This window comes from Streptomyces sp. NBC_00525 (assembly GCF_036346595.1).
In the GTDB taxonomy this organism is placed as follows: domain Bacteria; phylum Actinomycetota; class Actinomycetes; order Streptomycetales; family Streptomycetaceae; genus Streptomyces.
On record NZ_CP107834.1, the window covers coordinates 5,285,741 to 5,304,927 of the forward strand.

11 protein-coding genes are annotated in these 19,187 nt (G+C 67.6%); 7 read left to right on the forward strand and 4 right to left on the reverse strand.

Translation table 11 applies throughout. The features are described from left to right. Positions 1-6 precede the first annotated feature (6 nt). Positions 7-2,055 carry an N-6 DNA methylase gene (locus tag OG710_RS23635; protein ID WP_330241081.1) on the forward strand — a complete coding sequence of 683 codons (2,049 nt, stop codon included), beginning with the start codon at positions 7-9 and terminating at the stop codon, positions 2,053-2,055. A gap of 27 nt (positions 2,056-2,082) precedes the next feature. Here the strand turns inward: OG710_RS23635 and OG710_RS23640 are convergent, their stop codons facing one another. After that, entirely contained in the window at positions 2,083-3,597 is a 1,515-nt protein-coding gene (locus tag OG710_RS23640) for a serine/threonine-protein kinase (RefSeq protein ID WP_330241082.1), read from the reverse strand. A 679-nt stretch (positions 3,598-4,276) separates the two neighbouring features. On the opposite strand from OG710_RS23640, the gene OG710_RS23645 reads away from it, so the two are divergent. The 5 genes from OG710_RS23645 (at position 4,277) to OG710_RS23665 (ending at position 16,838) form a co-directional block, all read left to right on the forward strand. Next, positions 4,277-5,542: a PD-(D/E)XK nuclease family protein gene (locus tag OG710_RS23645; RefSeq protein WP_330241083.1), complete on the forward strand. Its 1,266-nt coding sequence runs from the start codon at positions 4,277-4,279 to the stop codon at positions 5,540-5,542. Beyond that, a complete protein-coding gene (locus tag OG710_RS23650) occupies positions 5,539-6,729 on the forward strand; it encodes a restriction endonuclease-related protein (protein WP_330241084.1) in 1,191 nt (396 codons plus the stop codon). Before OG710_RS23645 ends, OG710_RS23650 begins: the two co-directional genes overlap by 4 nt. Beyond that, positions 6,722-10,441, forward strand: a complete 3,720-nt coding sequence (locus OG710_RS23655; protein ID WP_330241085.1) for a hypothetical protein — start codon at positions 6,722-6,724, stop codon at positions 10,439-10,441. Before OG710_RS23650 ends, OG710_RS23655 begins: the two co-directional genes overlap by 8 nt. Before the next feature lie 51 nt (positions 10,442-10,492). Beyond that, positions 10,493-13,552 carry a pPIWI_RE module domain-containing protein gene (locus OG710_RS23660; RefSeq protein ID WP_330241086.1) on the forward strand — a complete coding sequence of 1,020 codons (3,060 nt, stop codon included), beginning with the start codon at positions 10,493-10,495 and terminating at the stop codon, positions 13,550-13,552. A gap of 625 nt (positions 13,553-14,177) precedes the next feature. Continuing rightward, positions 14,178-16,838 (forward strand): tetratricopeptide repeat protein, encoded by a 2,661-nt coding sequence (locus OG710_RS23665; protein ID WP_330241087.1) that lies wholly within the window; start codon positions 14,178-14,180, stop codon positions 16,836-16,838. Positions 16,839-17,018: 180 nt separating this feature from the next. Here OG710_RS23665 and OG710_RS23670 read toward each other — a convergent pair whose 3' ends face one another. From OG710_RS23670 to OG710_RS23675, 3 genes are read right to left on the reverse strand one after another with little or no spacing between them, the layout of a single operon-like run. Then, the gene (locus OG710_RS23670; RefSeq protein ID WP_330241088.1) at positions 17,019-17,453 is read right to left on the reverse strand and encodes a hypothetical protein; all 435 of its coding nucleotides are present in this window, start codon (positions 17,451-17,453) and stop codon (positions 17,019-17,021) included. Next, positions 17,411-18,064, reverse strand: coding sequence for a methyltransferase (locus OG710_RS31345; RefSeq protein ID WP_443064288.1), 654 nt, complete (start codon positions 18,062-18,064; stop codon positions 17,411-17,413). The genes OG710_RS23670 and OG710_RS31345 overlap by 43 nt, the downstream gene beginning before the upstream one ends. Beyond that, entirely contained in the window at positions 18,040-18,417 is a 378-nt protein-coding gene (locus tag OG710_RS23675) for a methyltransferase family protein (RefSeq protein WP_330241089.1), read from the reverse strand. Before OG710_RS23675 ends, OG710_RS31345 begins: the two co-directional genes overlap by 25 nt. Positions 18,418-18,573: 156 nt before the next feature. Here OG710_RS23675 and OG710_RS23680 point away from each other — a divergent pair, with 156 nt between their 5' ends. Next, positions 18,574-19,185, forward strand: coding sequence for a hypothetical protein (locus OG710_RS23680; RefSeq protein WP_330241090.1), 612 nt, complete (start codon positions 18,574-18,576; stop codon positions 19,183-19,185). The last annotated feature ends 2 nt before the right edge of the window (positions 19,186-19,187 follow it).

A 19,187-nucleotide genomic window follows, 5' to 3' on the forward strand; every position in this document is an offset into this window, starting at 1 on the left:
GAAGTAATGACCTCCCCTTCCGTCGTACCGGTGACCTTGGCCGAGATTGCCCGGCTCGCGGGGGTGGGACGGGCCGCAGTGAGCAACTGGCGTCGTCGGCACAGTACCTTCCCGACGCGTATCGGTGGCACCGACGTGAGTCCGTACTTCTCCCTGGCAGACGTGGAGAAATGGCTCAGGGACAATAGGAAACTGGGAAAGGTCGCGAGCCGAGAATGGCTCTGGCCCCGGTTTGACGCTCTGGGTGATCGCGACAAATCCGGACGCGCCATTGCCCTGGCGGGACGGCTGCTCGCGGGCGGGGAGGACAGCGGCATTGGGCTTGACGGCGTCGGGTCGGACGCGGTGCGAGCTGCTGTGGAGTTGGGGCGACGTGAGGACCGGTCCGGTGTCTTCACGTTTCTCCTGCAACGTTGGCTGGACAGGTATGTACGTCAGATCGCCATCACTCCCGAGCCGCTGGCCGATCTCATGGCCGATCTCGCGCTGTGGGTGTGCGAGCTTGCCGCTGATGATGCCGACAAGGGCATCGTTACGGTGCTCGACCCGGCGTGCGGCACCGGGCACCTGCTGGCCTCTGCTGCAACGGCCGTTCCCGCAGCGCTGAACAGGCCCGCCGCGCTCGTCGGTTGCGACATTGATCCAGTGCTCTTCGCTCTCTGCGAAGTGCGGCTCACACTGCTGCCACGCTCCGGGAGCATGTCGCCCAAGCCCGTGATCACGCCCGGAGACTCCCTCCGATCGGATCCGCTCATCGGTGCGCAGGCGGACCTGGTGCTCTGCAATCCACCCTCCAACGAAAGGGATTGGGGGTATGAGCATCTTGCCGCCGACATTCGATGGGTGCACGGTACGCCACCTCGTACCGAGCCCGAGCTCGCATGGGTTCAGCACTGCCTCGCCCGACTCCGCCCCGGAGGTGGGGCCGTACTGCTGCTCCCACCGGCTGTGGCCGCCCGCAAGGCCGGCCGGAGACTTCGTGGGTCGTTGCTGCGCACGGGCGCGCTGCGGGCCGTGGTGGCGCTCCCGCCCGGAACTGCCGCACCGCACAGCCTCTCGTTGCATGTGTGGGTGCTTCGGCGACCTGCTGTGGGGGAAACCCCTACTGGGCCGGGTGAACTCCTCCTGGTCGACGCAGCCGCCCGATTTCCCCGGTCCGAGGCCCGGGAAGACGGGCCGGAATGGAGTGAGCTCCGTGCCTTTGTCCGCTCCGTCGTGGGCGTGACGGATGACGGAGCGGCCGAAGGGGCAAAGAACGGCCGGGGGGGCGACGCCGACGCTGCTACCTGGGCTGCGACCGTCCCCATCATCGACCTTCTCGACGACGAGGTCGACCTCACTCCCGGTCGTCACATCACGGCGTCACCTGGAGACGCCGGAGCCCGGGTCACGGACTCGTGGAGCGAGGTCGGCGCCTTGCTTGAAGGCCTCCAGGCCGAAAAGGCCTGTTTGACGGCCCTCGACTTCACCAGTGGCACAGCGGACCAGCCGAATACCACCGTCGGCGAGCTCCTCCGGGCGGGGGCGCTCACCCTCCGTTCGGGCCGCCACCAGTCCGAAGCGGTCGTGTCGGAACCCCCTCACGACAGGATTCCGCTGCTGAGCCTTTCCGATTTGCTGCTGGACGGCTCACCCAGCGGGTGGGCCCATCCGGACGATGCCGTCGTCGTTGAAGCCGGGGATGTGGTGGTCGTCGGTATCGCCAGGGAGTTCTCGGCATGGGTGCACGAAGGTCCGCCTATAGCGGTGGGACCGCAGATCCATGCCCTCCGGGCTGATCCACACGTGCTCGACCGTTGGTTCTTGGCCGGCTCACTCAAGGCACCGGCCAACGCACGACATGCCGGAACCCATGCTTCCAGCTCTTCCCGTATCGATGTGCGTCGCCTCCAAGTGCGCCGACTCACCTTGGCGGAACAGCAGCGATACAGCGAGGCGTTTCGACATCTGGCCGCCTTCGAGCGGTTGGCCGACCGATTGGGCACCGTCGCCAGAAAGCTGGGTCAGGACCTTGGCGATGAACTCGCGGCGGGGCGCCTGGCGTACGGGGAATAGGCCAGGGTTCTGGGTGCCCGTGCGACGTCATTCCCGCCCGGGCGCCGTGCCGGGGCGCGGCGGCTCGTCGGCTCGGGCGGCCAGGAGTTCGGAGATGTGGTCGGCCGCCTCGCTGCATTCTGTTCCCACCTGCATGGCGTACGGCTCGGGCAGCATCCCTGCCATATATCCGGCTTCCATGATCACCTTGATCGCTGCCTCGGTGTCGCCGTCGAACTCCGCCCGGCACCGGGCGGCACGCAGACCGAACACGGTTCTGTCGGCTCGCTCCCTGGGGTTGCTCCCGCGGACCAGATCGTGCGCGATGTCCTCGTACAGACGTGCGGCGGCATCGAAGTCGCCCTCGAGCCAGAGCCCCCCGGCAACCCGTTCCCAGACCTTCCGGACCAGCGGGCGACGTCCCCATTCCTCGCGAACCCGCGACCTGAGCCCGGTGAGTTCGCTCACCGCGTCTCCGGGCTCACCTTCACCCAGCTCACGTTCGGCCGCCGAGCAGAGCAGCTCGACCGCGTTCGGATCAAGCCATCCGGCATCCTCGGCATTCTCGACGCACTCTGTGGCCCTCTGCAAGGGGGTTCGGGCCGTGTCGGTGAACTTCTCGGGCAAGCGGAAGGGGCGGGTGGGGTCGTAGCGGAGCCACGGCTCGGGCTCAGGGTCGCCGGGCAACGGGGTGAGCCTGTTCAGGACATCGAGGATCTGCCTCATGCTCGGACGCTCCTCCGGGGCCTTGGTGAGTCCCCACAGGACTAGATCGTCGAGCGCGCGGGGAATACCCGCCACGAGGTCACTCGGGCGCAGCGGCATCGTACGCAGATGTTGGGTCTGCACTGATCCATCCCGTCTGTTGGCGATGAACGGGGGCCTCCCGGTGAGGAGTTCGTAGAGGACGCAGGTGAACGAGTACACGTCCGTCGCCGTTGTGGCCTCTTCGCCCTGGATCTGTTCCGGTGCCTGGTAGCCCGGTGTGCCGAGGGTGGAGCCCGGTTGAGTGAGGGTGGACTCGATGCCGAGTTCCTTGCCGATCCCGAAATCGATCAGGAACGCCAGACCCGAATTGGAAATCATCAGGTTCTCCGGCTTCAGGTCCCGGTGCAACACGCTGCGCTCGTGGGCGTGGACGAACGCGGCACAGATCTGCGCCGCGACCGATACGGCGACGGCACAGGTCAAGGGCGTGTAGTCCTTCAGGAACGCGCGCAGGTTGATTCCTGCCACGTAATACATGACCAGGAAGGGGACATCACCGTGAGTGTCAAAGGCGTACTGCTCGGGGATGTTGCGGTGCTCGAGCCGGGCGAGAAGCCGGGCTTCGCGCATGAACCTGACGCACCGATGGCGAATTTCCCTATCGCGTTCCCTGCTGTCGAGCTGGCGCAGGTCCTCGGTGTCCAGGCGTAGAAATTTCACGGCCACTTGTCGATCGACCCGTAGCTCGTGGGCCCGCCAGATCTGGGCCATACCCCCCTTGCCGGTCAGCTCGACGAGTTCGTAGCGGCCGTCGATCAACTCCCCCGCCCGCACCTCCTCCCACCCCGCTGCCACTCGATGCGCCCCTCTGTAGTCCTCGCGTGCCCTGCTTGGAAGCGCACCCTATCGTGAATTGCATTGAGGGTTGGGCGTCCGACGACAGAGTTCACAGAGTGTGCCATGCTGTTTGAGTGCTTCGGTGGTCCACCCTTGTGGGCCACCGCGTCTGTGCCCGCCCTGATCAAGGGGAGTCGTGGAAAATCCACTCGGAACCACCGGCGAAGGCTGGCTGGTCAAGGTCAGTTCCACCCATGCCCGGACAGACCCCGACGCCTGCCCGTCCCACCTGCGCACCGCGGTTCGACCGCTCCTCGGTGCGCGCCCTCTGGACGCCCCTGACGCGCCGCCGGCCCCCCTCGCGGGTGAACACCCCAAGTTGCTCGAGGACTTCGGCGCCGGCCCTCTTTTCGCGGCGTTGGACCTATGGGAGCACAGGCGTTGGCACCCTGGACGTGTAGTCGAAGAATTGCGCCAGACTCGTGGCTCAATCCGTGGACGTACCGCACCTGCCCACCCCTCGCTCACGGCGTGGACCATTGAGGCGTTCGAACGGTATGTAGCCGTCCGTACCCGGGAGCGGGATGCGGCGCTGGACGCCGGATTGCCGCCCCTCACGCCCGTACCATTGGACTGGACCGTCCGCACTGCCCTACGGGATGAGCCCGACGGGCGGGGCGTACGGCAGTACGAGCACATGACCTGGGGTCGTCAGTATTCCTCGGCCGACGGCACGGTCAGGGAGCTGTGGATTCCGTCCTTCGGCCGCGCGAAGCCCGATCGCTCAGCCGCAGAGAAGGCCGCGATCGCCCATGTTGTGGCACAGGGACTGCCTGCCCGGAGACGGGCACGCCACACCCCTCCCCCTGCGCACGCCCTGGCCAACCCGACCCCGCCGGAGCGCATACGAGTCTTCGACTTCGGTTGCGCCGACGGCAGTCTCACCCAGCTGCTCGACTGGGGGCCGGACACCGTACGCGAACTGTTCCGGCGCGATGCGGCACCTGCTTTCATCGCGGCTGCCACGGGCGCCGGTGTGCGCCCCGGCGCCAGCTGCGTCGGCTGCAAGGCCATCGGACACTGTGGCCAATTGCCGCGCACTGCGGCGCTGTGGGGGCCGCTTCGCCGCCCGCTGCCGCTCCGTACCATGCGTCGCTCGCTCTCGGCCTGGGATCTGCGGCTATACGGCGATTGCCCTGCCCAATACCATCTCGTGCGCCAGTTGCGTCTCAACGACCTCACTCCGGAGAACCCCGGGGCACGGCGCGGGCGAGTGGTGGACACCGTGCTGAACGAGCGACATGCACAGTCCCCCCTGCGAAGCTGCCGAGGGCTTCCCCAGGCGGACGAAGGAATGCTCCCCCCCGGGCACTCGCTCGAGGAGCCACTGGCCCGCAGCGCCCTGCACATGCTGGACGAGCACCGAGCGCTCTGTCCGCTGGACGGGCTGACTCCGCAGGAGACTGTTCTGACTCAGCATCGGGTCACCGCATACATCCCCGAGTTGGACGTCGTCGTCCTCGCCGTGCCTGATCTGGTTCACACGCGCCGGGGACGGTGGATCTGGCGGGAGACCAAGACCTCCGCCGCGCCCCTGTGGGAAGGCCGATCGCTGCTGAGGGCCTTCCCTCAACTGGCCCTCGCGGTGCTGCTGTTCGACAGACGAGCCCTGGGGGAAGGGCCTCGCCGCGGTCGTGTCGAGCTGGAACATTTGCGGGAAGGGCCGGGGGAGAGCGGCCTCGAGGCCATCGACCCTAGCCGTCCCGCGACGGTAGCCGAAGCCCGCGAGGTGATCGCGGATCTCGCCGAACCCCTCCTTCGCGACAACTCCTACGAACCCCGTACCGGCCGGCATTGCCGGAGCTGCCAAGTGCGCACCTGGTGCGAGCAAGGCACCGCACACGTCTCCGGACTGACGGCCTCCGCGTCCAATGCTGAGCGAGGGCCGGTGAAGGCCGAGTGAGCGGCTACACCGGGACAGTCCCGGACTGGCTGGAGAACCCTGATGTGGTTCTGCTCCGCGATGTGGCCACAGCCGTCGTGCGGCTGGACGAGGTCGTCCGGCTGGACTCCTTCACACTTCCCTATCCCCCGGACGCCCAGCGCGCTCTTGACGGCCTGGTCCTTGCCTGCTTGCGTGGTGGAGCACGGCCCCCTGCGGGGATACCGGAGATGATCCACTGGTGTCGGACCCGTCCCTTGCGGAGTTGGCCCCTGGACGCTCTTCCTGCCGACCTCTTCAGCGGGGGCAACCGGCTCATCGACCCGGACTCGGGGAAACCGACGCAGCTCTGCGGTGAGCTGGAGGTCAAGGGAGTCGGGAACAGCACGGGGCGCCAGTACGTCCAGCTGGTGATCAGCGAGGCCATGAGCGCGTGCCGCGCGGCGAACTCGCCGCAGTCGTACACGGCTTTTCGGCGGCTGCTGGTCACCCGCCCCGTGCTGACCGAGGCGGAGTGGCCCGACATCAGCACCGATCTCTACCTCGATCCGGTTCAGTTCCTCATCGACGAGATCTACGCACCCGTGCCGGCGGGCGCCGGGGGAGAAGGGGGCGGCGTCACCTGCGCGCGTTGCCTCACTTTGCTCACTCCTCTGGTCGGCGGCGGTTGGTGGTGTGAACGCGACCGCTGCCGGCACGTGGGTCCTCCGCCCTTCGGCCGCAGGCTCCCTGTCGATGAGGTGGGGGAGCTGCGACAGCTCCGTCGCCCGCTTCGGCAGTTCGTCACCGGCCCCGGACACGCAGAGGTCGAGCTGGAAAGGAAACTGCGCCGCCTCGGTCTCACCGTCGAGATGTGGCCCGGATTTGACGCGTACGACCTGCGAGTCACTTTTCCCGACAGCCACGTCTGGGCGATCGACGTGAAGGACTGGACCCACCCGGGGTTCCTGGGGCGTTCCGCCGCCCTCGTACGGCCCGAGCCGCCGTACGACGAGGCGTGCTGGGCAGTACCGCACTTTCGTGTCCGCGAACGCGGAGACTACCTGGAAACCTTTGCCCGCGAACGTCCCGCGCATGCGGCAGGGCTCCGCTTGCTCAGCGACGAGCAGGTGGTCGACGCCGCACGGAGGCGCCTCGATGGCGAGCGTGGGCCGGAAGCCCGCATCGCAGCGGATTCCTCAAGGGCGAAGGAAAGCGAACATGCGTGACCGCAGTGGCTGGTATCAGCAGCTTGTGAAGGACATGAGGCCCTGGCCCGCGGAACACCGCAGCATCAAACCTGCCCTGCTCTGCCAGGTCGAACTCGGCCTGCGGCTGTTGGAGACGTTGGCGCCCGGACGCGATGCGGCCGGGATCTGGGTCCTTCTGGGTGGCTACCCGTTCGCGTCCACTGCCGGTTTGGCGACCACACCCCAGGACCAACTCACTCTGACCGCGGCCCGCCACCTTCTGTGGCCCATGCGACGTCGCCGCCTATGGCAACAGAGCCTTGAGAACTACCGCCAGCTCCCCGAGCAGTTGCGCGGCTACCGTGTCCCGGTCGATGGTGGACCGGCCCGCCGAGTCCTGCATCCGACAGCTGCTCACCGCTTCGATGTCTACGACAGAGCCCTCGGCAGGATTCCGGACTTTGCGACGAACCCACTTCCGCATGCGGGCGAGGGAGCTCACCGGTTCAAGGACCAGCGCCGGTACTCCTCTGTCACCATTCCTCCCGAGTTCGTGCTCGACCCCGCGCCGGGACACGACCTGGTCGCCCATCGTCCCCTTCGCCATGACCCGATCGAGGTTCCGCTCGCCGAACTCGACGACATCGCAGCATGGATGGACGCGAGGGAACGAGAATTCGGACGATCGCCCGGCCAGTGGCGTGAGCGACTGTCCCGCCTCGAACTCGACGTTCGTACGGCAGAGGGGACGGACTTCGCGCCGGCGAAGACCCTGTCGTTGGACGGGCTGACTCACCTGGTGGGCATGGTCGGAGCCGGTAAGTCGACCCTGATGATCCTCCTTGCGGTCTGGGCCCACCAGCGGAACCTGCGCACCACGCTGGTGGTCGGCGATGTCGCCGAGCAACTTGGTCTCACTCAGCTCTTCCAGGGACTGAAGCTGCGAGCCGCGCTGGTTCAGGGCAGTACCACCCGACCCAAGCACACCCAGCGCCTCCACCGCCGGCTTGCCTCGCGCGGTGAGCGCTCGCTGCTCGACCACACCGATCAGACCTTCGCCCACCTGAGCACCGCCTGTCCGCTGGACGCCCTGCGCGTACTGGAGGCGGTGGAACCACTCCGCTTCGCCGACGCCCCGTGCGGGGATCTGTACCCGGTGGACCGCGGGACGGTCGAGTCCGATGAGCACGGCGACGCAGAGCCGCGCGTTGCCCGCGTCACGCGGGAACTCCAGCGCGCCCGCGGTGCAAGGCCCGAGACAGGCAGGCCCGGCAGCGCCACCTCGTCAGAGGCCGCTGGCACCGAGGAGACGGACGATCCTGGAAACCGCCATGCCTGTCCGCTGTGGAGCGCGTGCCCCCGTCAGTCCTCCTCACGTGATCTCGTGGAGGCGCTCATCTGGGTCGCCAATCCCGCGAGCTTGGTGCACACGGCTGTACCGCGCCAGCTCAATGCCGAGCGGCTGCGCTACCTGGAACTCGCCTGCCTGCGCAGTGACATCGTCATCGTGGACGAAGCCGACCGTGTTCAAATGCAACTCGACCAGGTGTTTGCTCCTACGGCGACCTTGGTCACTACCGGCCCGGAATCGTGGCTCGACCGGCTTCAGACTCACGCAATCGCCGAGCTTTCCCGGCGGGGGCGACTGCAGCTTTCCGATCAGGATGTCGAACGGTGGTCATCCGCTCTCGATGTCGTGGGGTCAGCCACCGATCGGCTCTACGCCATGCTCATCAGCACCCCGACGCTGCGGAAGTGGGCGCAGATCGACTACTTCAGTCCCTGGACCCTTCAGGAACGCCTGCTCAACGCCTGGTATCCACCCGCATCCCAGACCACCGAGGGCGACGACACGACGGACGAGGCCGAGTTCTACGACGACGAGGAAGCACTGCATGTTCCGCCTGGCGTCGCCCCGGCCCCACTGAACACCCCCTGGGCCGCCGAGCGGGATCGGCTCACGAGGGCATTCGACGTCTTTCGCGATGATCCCCTTGGAGATCGCGGGCCACACGGCACCCTCGCCGACGACCTCGCGAGGACGGCTCACGACGTCCTGCACACGCTTCAGGAGAAGCGGACACGTGGCCGGGTACGCGCCCTGCTCAATGTGCTGCTCGCAGGCGCACCGAAGCCCTGTGAACGCCCTCCGCTACCTGGTGAGACGCCCTGGAAGGAAGACGCCTTCAGTGAGGAGTGGCTTGAACTCAACGCAGAGCGACTGGAGTTCACCCTCATTCTTGCGGCTCTCCACCAGCGGCTCGACCGCGTGACCTTTCTCTGGCCCCAGGTCGAGGCAGCCCTGCGACTTGACCACGGCGAACATGAGCTGACCAGACGGCCGCCCTTGGACTATGCTCCCCTGCTGCCGGCGTCCCCCATGGGGAACGTCCTGGGCTTTCAGTTTCTGCTCGACGAGCGTGACAGCCACGAAGGGCGACGCACGGGCACTCTTCGCTTCTTCCGGTGCGCAGGGGTGGGCCGTGAACTCCTTCTCGCCCTTCCTCAGCTGGGAGCCGACCCAGCCCGGGGTACGAGCGGCCCGACCGTCCTGCTCATGTCGGGGACGAGCTGGGCGGGGACATCCACACGCGCCCACGTGGTCGCGCCTGTCCGTGCCGTGCTCAAACCGCAGCCGGAAGCACTTTCCTCGATCGGCGAGACGGTGTTCCGCACCGAGTTCATGTATGACGACGCTGGTCAGCCCATCCGCATCTCGGGACAGTCCCCGGAGAACCGTGACGACGTTCTGCGGCTGCTCGTGGAGAAACTGGCGCGATCTCATCGGGACCATACCCCCAGCCCTCTGCACCGCGAGCTGGCCCAGATTCCGGACCAGCGCCGCCGACGTGCCCTCCTGCTCGTGGGGAGCTATCGGGAGGCTGCGGTGGTGGCTGCGGCGCTGTCCGAGATGTCCGCTTGGCGGGACCGTGTTCGGGTGCTTGCCGCAGACGACGCGCTGCTTGAGGCGTCCCTTGCGGCGGAGGCGGAGCTGGAGGGCTCCGCCACGGTGTCCGCAGTGCGCCGCGGCGATCTGGCGGCCTTCGCGGAGGATACTCGTGCGCAGATCCTGGTAGCGCCCCTGCTGGCCGTGGAGCGCGGACACAACATCCTCACTGTTCCCCGGAAGCCTGGAGAAGGGCGGGTGGCCGCGTTCGGCACCGTGCTCTTCCTCGTCCGTCCTCATCCTCGCCCGGACGATCTGTTCCTCTCGGTCTTCGCCGTCAACGACTGGGTCACGCGGTTCATCCGCAACCACCCCGGACTGTCCGAGGGAACCTTCGCTGAACTGGTGGGTGAGATGGCAGACCTGGACGGAGCGGGCAGCGCGTTCCGCACGGCCGCACGCGGTGTATGGCGTCGGCTGCTGTCCCGCTCCTACGTGTACTCCAGGCTCTCCGACGCCGAGCAGGAATCGTTCGCGTGGGATCAGCTGGTCACCCTCTGGCAGGTGATCGGTCGCCTGGTCCGTGGCGGAGTACCAGCGAGGGTCGTCTTCGTCGATGCCGCGTTCGCACCCCGTCTCGCTGCGGGCGGTCGTGCGGAGGAGGACCGCCCTCCGCGCTGGCTCCGAGATCCCGGCCTGCTGGTACGCCTGCGTGACGTACTGGCTCCGTACTTCGCCCCCGGCCCCGTTGCCTGCGCCGATCCCGCCGACGCATCGCTGGTCAGGTTGCTCTACCGACCGCTGTACGACGCTCTGTGCGGGATCGAGAACTTGCCGTCCGGAGGCCGACGGTCCGCGCGATAGCCCGCGCGCATGATCACGCCCTCGTCCACAGTCCCACGATGGAGCCCCTACGTGTACCGAGAGATCCGGCGTTCCGCCTACCACCTCGCAGACCCGACTGCCCCGTGGACCGAGGACTACCGAGTCCTGCGGTTCCCGGAACACTGGCAGAGCACGCTCCTGGCACTCCACAACCACGGCCGCCCCGAGGGCGAGCGGCACCGCAGTCTGCCGACGAGAAACCTGGACACGGCACTGCAGACACTCGCTCCGGAGGTGATCGTGCGACCGCGAGCCCGGCTTCCCGTCGACGGGGGAACCGTACCGTCCGAGGACTTCTGGCTGTACGTGCCAGCGGACGCACCCGATCCCCTCCCCGGCCGGGCCGGTGGTCAGGTATTCAATGCCTGGCTCCGCACGCTCGTTCCCCGGAGGGGCGAGCAGGACCCGGAGCTGCGTGCCCTTGTCCTGCGGTGCAGCGACGAGCTGACGGGTACCCCGTTGGGCTGGGAGAGCGCGCCGAAAGTGGACCTCCTCGGCGCCCCTCCGTCCGACGGAGGGGCGGCCGCGCCGGAGCCCCGGCAGTTCCAACTCGCCACCGACGCACTCGCCCGACGTATCCGGGCCCTGGGCCCCTACCCCTTCGAGGGAGGTGAACTGCGCTTCCAGGCATTGCCCCGCGGGTCCCGGGACCAAGGGGCGGAGCTGATGTCACAACCCTTGTGCCGTACCATCAAGCGCAAGGAGTGGTGGTTCTCCATTACCCTCAACATCTCGCTGCACACCGTTCCTTTCGAACCGCGGCCGAGGCTGCACCTGCACTGGGGTGTACGCCGCTGGGCCACCCACCCCCGGTCCGCCTCCGGACGGTTGCCGCTACCGTACGGCCGGTCGACCACGGTCCATCTGCGGCCGAAGATCCCCTGGCTGCCCGGAGTGCCGGCGACCGAACGAGGCGCTCTGGCCCGGCTGCGGCGTGACCGTGCGTCCGACGGCTTCACGTGGGCCGAAAACGATCCGGCCGGCATTCTGCACCAGCTCAGCGTCGTCGGGCGGTTCCCGGTTCCGGACCGGCTGCTGGCCGACCCTGCTGACTGGATCGGTGACGGCCCCGGAGTGCGGGCCGCCGTCGTCCACAGCAACCACATGGGCGTGCACGAAGTCGGTCCAGGCCTTATGCCCCACCAGAGGTCTCAGCTCACCGCTTGGGCGGAAGCAGCGCTGCCTCCGGGCGTGGTCCGTCTGCCCGACCTGGTGCGCGGCCGGGGAAGGGGCATCGGTGCGCCTGCCAACCGACGTCCCAAGCCGGTCGGCGAGCCGGCAAAGAAGGCCGAGGAAGTGCGCGTCGCACTGGCCCGGCGTCGCGCGCTCGCGGTTCTCGCGGAGCGTACTGAGCTCACCACCGAACCGGATGTCGAACGGGCGTACGTAACGGCTCGGCTGCTGTGGCGGACCTCGGAATTGCGCCGCCACGCGATCCGGGAATTTGCTAAGACGCTGGGCCTCGACGGCGACGGCGGAGCAGACGCCCTGTCGGATCAGGACTTCGACGATGCCCGGCCGGGGCGGCCGGCAGTGCTCGAGTGGCGAAGTCCTGAACTCGTGGTGCGATTGCGGTGCCTGCCGCTCATCCGCGGCTTGGGAGACCGGCTTGTGCTCGACCCGTCCATCACCCGCAAGGGAGAGAGAACGGCTCGTGCCCTGGCCGTTCGCCGCCGGGAACTGGACACATGGCTGCGCGCGGATGGCGCCGACCGGAGTCGCCCCAGCCTCGCCCTGGTCGAGATCGCTCACCGTACGACATTCCGTGAGGCAGGCACGGACCCCAAGTTCGCCAGTCGCCTGGGATGTGCCGACGCGGGCGTGCTGACGCAGTTCGTCGTCACGCCGTCCGGCGAACGCCGGATCGCGAACGCCGACACCGTCGAACACCGGGCCCGCCAAGCCTGGCTGGATGGCTTTCGGCAGCTCGGCGTTCGGGTCCTGCCTGAGCACACGCTGGGTGATTCTCTGCCGGCGGGCCTGCAATACGCAGCTCTCTGGATGGTCAAACGGCGCAAGGACGGTCCTACCCGGCTGCCGAGACACCTGCCGGTCGCCGTGCTCGTCACCCCGCTCCTCGAAGGCGAAGGGCTCTGCGTCGTCCGCGGGTGGGACGACGACACCCGCACTTGGATTCCCTACCCTCATTTTCTGCTCGGACTGGTGAAGAAGGCCGAGGTCAATTCCTCCGCCCTCGACGATCCCGGTTCCGGTGGCACGGCGCAGAACGCCCCGCGCATCACGGCGAAGATGCGGCGAAGCAACCTGTCCGAACAGCGCAAGGAGACCGCACGCTTCCTTCAGCGAATGTTGCACTCGCTGCGCAGCCAACCGACCGTGCTCCTCACCCATGCGCAGAACAGCAGGTCGCATTGGCCCTGGCTGCAGGACAGGCAGGTCGAACCCGACACGGTCAAGATCGGTCATGCGCCGCGGGGAGGAATCGACGATGAACTGCGCCTAGTCCGGATTCGGGGACGTGCCGGTCGGGAAACGGCCCAGTGGTGGGGCCTGGCCGAGCCGGGCAAGGCCCACGGCCAGCCGGCGGGGTTCTGGTCGACACCTTCTGGTGGGGGTGAAGACCGTCCCGTCGGGGAGCGGGTATTCTACAGCAGTACGGAGCGTCCCGGAACCTTTGCGGTCTCACCGGCGCTCGACAGGCTTGCCGCCAGGGTCAACGCCGCCGGCAACCTCACCTCCCAGGCCGGTACGGGCGCTTGGAACCCCACGTTGACCGAGATTGCCGTGCTCGGATGTCATGCGGATCCGGACGCCGGGCCACTGCCGCTTCGTACGCCTGACGAACCTAACGCCATTGCCCTTGCGATGCATCAGCTGCGCATGGCTCCCGACTATCCGGTAGCGCTGTCGCTGCCGCTTCCCCTGCACCTTGCCGGACTTGCCCAGGCATACGTCCTTCCCACTGTCGCGGCAGAGGACGAGGAGGCGGAAACAGTGGACGGGGAAGGCGCGTCGACACGTTCCGACCAGGGCAATGAGAGTTCTCCCGATGAACCGGAGCCGGATGAACTCGGCGCACCGGTCCTGGAGGCCGAGGCCGAAACACCGGGGTGGTCGGCTTCCCGCTGAACCAGGGAGTACAGATCGCCGGTCTGAGCGTCGTTCTGCTTCCGTGTGCCGCCCGGAGGCGGGCCGGGAACTTCTCCCGGCCCGCCTCTCTCCAATAGGTCTGGGCCTACTCGAGTTCGGAGAACAGTGCCGCTTCGCGGGCGATCTCTGCCGCCGGGCGAACGGGCTTCCAGACCCGGCCGTGCCATGTGGTCGAGGTCTTCCTGCGCATCGGACGGGCACCGCGGCGTCGGGGGGAAACCGTTCCCCTGGCACAGCGCTTCGGCACGGGCCGGCCGACATGGCATTCGATGTGATTTCGATTCATTATCTTTCCCTTCTGAGTTTTGCCTGTTCAGTCACCGAGCTGATCTCTCGTGCATCGAGCATCGTTCAACGCATTCGAACGGGTGACCCGCTGGGTCTTCGTTCCACCGGGATGGCGGAGTGGCGTGGTGAAAGACTGGCAGATCGCTCTGCCCAGGCCAAGTGCTTGGCGTTAGCCGAGCGTTAATGCGTCGACCGGGGGGTGTGACATGCTTTTGTTGCAGGTGTTCACAGAAGCCGCGCGAAGGGAGGGAGACACCCCATGGAGTTCCGGTTACTGGGTCCTCTGGCTGTCCTCAGAGAGGACAGGGAAGTTCGCATGAGATCACGAAAGGCGACCGAACTATTGGCTGTCCTGCTCGTCTCGGCCGATCGCCGGGCATCCCATGTCGAGATCATGCGGTACCTGTGGCCGGGGGAGTCTTTGAATCAAAATCGAATTCGTCAGGTCTTTCACCAGCTTCGACTTTCCCTCCCGGAGATTTGCTCCGAGAGCAACGAAAGAGGATTCTGTCGGATCTGTGTCGAATCTCAGGAGATCGACCACCTGCGCTTCCGAAAACTGCTGGTTTCAGCAGATTCTGCGCGAGACTCCTCGTTGCGACTCAAGATGCTCCGCGATGCGCTGGGTGAATGGCGTGGGGAACCTTTCGAAACACTGGAAGGTGCCGCTTTCGATCGGAAACGCGAAGAACTGGTGGCGGAGCTGCGGGAGGCTACGGCTTCCTGTGTCCAGGCGGAGCTTGAGTGCTCTCATCCAAGTGCCGCACTCGACCGGGTCGACTCTGCATTGGCCAGATGGCCGACCAGCGAGGCGTTGCTCGAACTCAAAGTACGTGCCTTGCGCACGCTTGGCAGACAGGACGAGATCCCTCAGATCCTGGAGGAGTGGGAACAGGGAGTCGGCCGCTCCACGGTTCATCTGCTGCTTGCGGACACCTCGGGAGAGCCCGGTCGGGAGGGCGCCACCTCACTTCGGCCGATGGTCGTTCCGAGACCCCGCCAGATTCCCCTTGGCCCGGCGCAACTGGTAGGGCGTCGAGGAGAACGCGAGCTGCTGACGAAAGTGCTGCTGGGGCGGGTTCCGGGGCGGTCCCGACTGGCCGCCCTCTCGGGAATGCCCGGAGTCGGAAAATCCGCTCTCGCGGGCGAGGTGGCGGTGGCGCTCGATCAGTACTTCGCGGACGGAATCCTTCGCGTTGATCTCGCAGGGGTCGCCCCCGATGGGCTGCTCCGGCACGAGCACGTCATCGCCCGGCTTCTGAACGACCTCGGAGTGCGTCCCGCGACGCCGACGCTCGACGGCATGGTCTCCGCGTACCGCACCGCCCTCGCGGACCGCGCGGTCCTGCTGATCCTGGATAATGCGCGGAACGACAAACAGGTTCGTCAGCTGCTCCCTCCGCCGGGGCCCAGTGCGGCGATCGTCGTCGGCCGCTGCTACCTGGACGGGCTCGGGATCAGGGAGCAAGCCGAACTCATCGCTCTCGAACCGCTCGGGCGGGAGGACGCTACCGAACTTATTCGAGTGCGACTGGGCGACCAGCACATGCGCACGGCCGATCCCTTCGTGGCCGACATCGTCGAGCACTGTTCCGGCCTCCCGCTGGCACTCGGGATCATGGCCGCGAGAATTGCCCGGCGTCCTGCACAAGCGCTTCCGGATGTGGTGCGTGAGCTGCGAGAGGAGAGCACCCGGTTGCGCTCGCTCGATCTGGGTTCCGCCGACTCGAGCGTGCGCCTGTCGCTCGACGCCTCCCACCGGCAGCTTTCTGCATCGGCGTCGAGATTGCTTCGACGGCTGGCGATCCATCCCGGGCCGACGATCAGCTGGCCTGCGCTGCGAGCGATCGCTCCCGAGGACGCGGCCCACATCGGTGGAGCGACGGACGAGCTCGTGCGGATGAGCCTGGTCACCGAGCCCTCCTTCGAGCGATACGCGATGCACGATCTGATCCGGGTCTATGCCGAGTCGCTATCCCGCGAGTGGACCGAAGGTGAGCGGCTGCGTGTCGTGAAGCGAGTGCTGCATTTCCTGCTGCACCAAGCCTGGGCCTGCGATCGCCGGTTGGAGCCTGGCCGCCGGTTGCCGATTGATCGGCCCGGCGCCCTGAGCTTGATGACGCCGGCTGGTACCACGGAGGCGATGGAGTGGTTCGAAGCGGAGTACTCGACCCTGACCAACGCCGTCGCACTGGCTCAGCGATACGAACTCAACTACTACACTTGGTTGTTGCCGATGACATTGGTGACCTTCCAATGGCGGTCCGATCGGCATTTGGATGCGCTTTGCGGCCTCACCCGCGCCCTCCCCGCCGCAATACGTGAGTCGGGCCCGGCCGATGTGGCCATGGTGCACCGTATGCTCGCGGGCACCCATCGGGCGGTGGGAAATGCCGAGGCCGCCGTGCGAGAGCTGAACCGAGCGGTTCGGATCAGTGACGACGACGGAGACGTACTGGGCGCAGCCCTGGGGCGTCACACCCTCGGGGTCCTCCTGCAAGAGAGTGGCGTACCCGGAGAGGCGCTGGAACACTTCGGCGCTGCCCTGGCGGCCTTCGAGGAACTCGACGACATCCTTGGCCGAGGAGCCGTGCTGAACGGCATTGGCAGTGCGCATTACGACTTGGGGAACTATGAAGAAGCACGGGGACACTTCCTGCATGCCCTTTCCGTGCTGGCGGGCACGGCGGACATCAATGCCCAGGCGCATGCGCACTTCAGCCTGGGCCGCATCGACATGGCACGGGCGAATCCCGAGTCCGCTGTCGTAGAGTTGGTGCGCGCCCGCGTTCTGTACCGTTCACTGGCCTACGGGAGCAGGGAAGCCCGGACACTGGTCTGGCTTGCGAAGGCGCTCCGCGCCGCTGGACGGAACTCCGAGTCGGCCGAGGCGATGGGGCAGGCCGGAGCAGTTATGCGAAGGCTGGGCGAGATGGATGTCGACACGGCTCTTGGCCGACTTGCTCACCTTCCATAACCGGTTCGGTGGTGGCTGAGGACAGCGCCCCTCGGCGCGAGTTACGAGCATTGGTCCAGGCGGGATCGCCCGACGGAGCCCATGGCGGAAGTGCTGACTGCCCCTGCGAGGGGAGGCCGGAACGAAGGAGCGCTGCCCCCGGTCGGTTGTCGGGGGCAGCGCTCCTTCGGCGGGTGTGGGTCAGGTGGTCGGGGTGGGGGTCTTCTCTGCGGCGGCCGGGGCGGGGACCGACCGGAGGCGGGTGCCCCTGGGGGAGAGGTGCACGGCGGCGATGGCCAGTATCCCCAACACCACGGCCGTCCACAGGGCCGGGTTCATGCCCTCAGTGAACGCGTCGGGCGAGCCGTAGCCCCCGTTCCGCGAGAACACCGCGGAGAGCAGGGCGACGCCGAGGATGCCGCCGACCTCGCGGAGCGCGTTGTTGGCGCCGGATGCGGCACCCTGGTCGTCCTGCGAGACCGAGCCCATGGCCATCGCCGCGATCGGGGCGAAGAACATCGCCATGCCGATGCCGCTGACCACGAACGAGGGCGCCTGGCGCGCGTAGCTGACGTCCGGCTCCGCGATCAGCGTCAGCCGGCACAGTCGAGAGGCCGGCCTCTTCGGCGAGCCCATCCAGCTCCTTCCTGTCCCGCAGCCGTCCTCCGGTGAGGACGAGTTCGTACAGGTTGACGTGCGTGCAGGCGTAGGGCGGGCCCTCGCCGCCCGCGAGCCATTCCACGCAGACCACCCAGGTGTGTCCGGTGTGCCCGCGGACGCGCGGTTGCGCAGGACCCGCAGGGCGTCCTCGCTCTCCAGGTCCAGCAGATGCTGGAGAGTATGTACACGTCACCCGGCGGCAGCGGGTCGAAATAGCTGCCGCCCACGGCCGTGCCGCGGCCGCCGAGACCGGCCTCGGCCGGCCGCCCGCGGGCCACGTCTGCGGTGCCGGGCAGGTCGAGGACCGTGCTTTTGAGGCCTGTGGGGCGGGACAGCAGCGTACGCAGGAGGGTGCCGTTGCCGCCGCCACGTCCACCACCGTGGCGAACGCGCCGAAGTCGTACGCCTCGGCGAGGGCGGCCGCGGTGCTGGCGGTCTGGCGGCGCCATCGCCTCCGCGAAGGCGGCGGCCCGCTCCGAGTCCCCATCGACATCGGCGTAGAAGTCCGGCGCGTCGCCGCCGGTGCCTCGGTAAACGGGGGAGCCGCTGCGCACGGCCTCGATCAGGTGCGGGTACGCCCGCTCCATGCGCCCCGAGGTTCCCGTGGCGTCCAGGTGCTCGTGCAGGCCCCAGGGGTTGTCGCTGCGCAGCAGCTCGGCGGGGGGCGAAGTGCCCTGGGGGTGCGCTCCCGGAACACGCCCCGGGCGGCCAGGTAGCGCAGCAGCCGTGCGGTCGCCCCCGGGGCCGTGCCCGCCTCGCGCGCCAGGTCGTCGGCGGACGTGTGGCCGGCGGCGATGAGGTCGGCCAGCCCCACGGAGGTGGCGACGCGTACCGCGTAGGGGCCGAGGAGATCGAGCGTGGAAGCCCGCCAGCGGGTGGCCTTGTCGGGCTGTTGGGGTTGCTCGGCGGTCGCGTCCGCCGAGGGCTGATCGGTAGACACGTTCCTCCTGTTTATGCGGGTTTAAGTCGATTTATTCCGTGACCCCGGCTCTGGATCGCCAATAGGTCTGCAGTTCAGATCTGTTTGTCTCACAGACTTGTTGGGTAGCCTTGGCATCAAGGATCACGACGAGGACTCCGACGAGAGGAGTGGGGCATGGCCGGGAACAGCGGCACACGGGGAGCGGCGGGTCTGGACCGCGTTCGCTTCATCAGCGCCCATTACGAGGTACTGCAGGGCACGGTGGTCGTGCCGGCTCTGCTGCTGTTCGCCTTCGTGCTGTTCGCGGGCACCCCGGCCGCGCCGGGGCTCGACACGCCCGTCTGGTACGGAGGCATGGTGGCCGCCGGACTGATCGCCACCCTGCTGGCGGTACAGGCCAACCGCAGGTTCACCGACGCCTACGGCGAGGTGCGCCCCAAGCGCCGCGTGGGGCAGCGGATGATCCTCCTCACCGTGCTGGGCACCGTGCTCGTGGGCGGGCTCCACGCGCTGGACCTCGACACCCCGGTCAGCCCCGAGGGGCTGGCGGTTTCCGTGGTGCTGCTGGGCTGCGCGGTCCGGCTGGGCCCCCTCGCGCTGCCCGTCGGACTGGTCGGCGGCCTCGGCCTGGTGGCCGGACTGCTTCCGCTGGGCTCGATGCTCGACTCCGGCCGGCATCCCCTGTCGGTGCTCGAATACCTGCTGGCACTGATCTGCCTGGCGGGCGCGGCGGTGGCGCTGTGGGGCAGGCTGATCGTCCGGCGCAGCCTCGCCACGGAGGAGTGAGC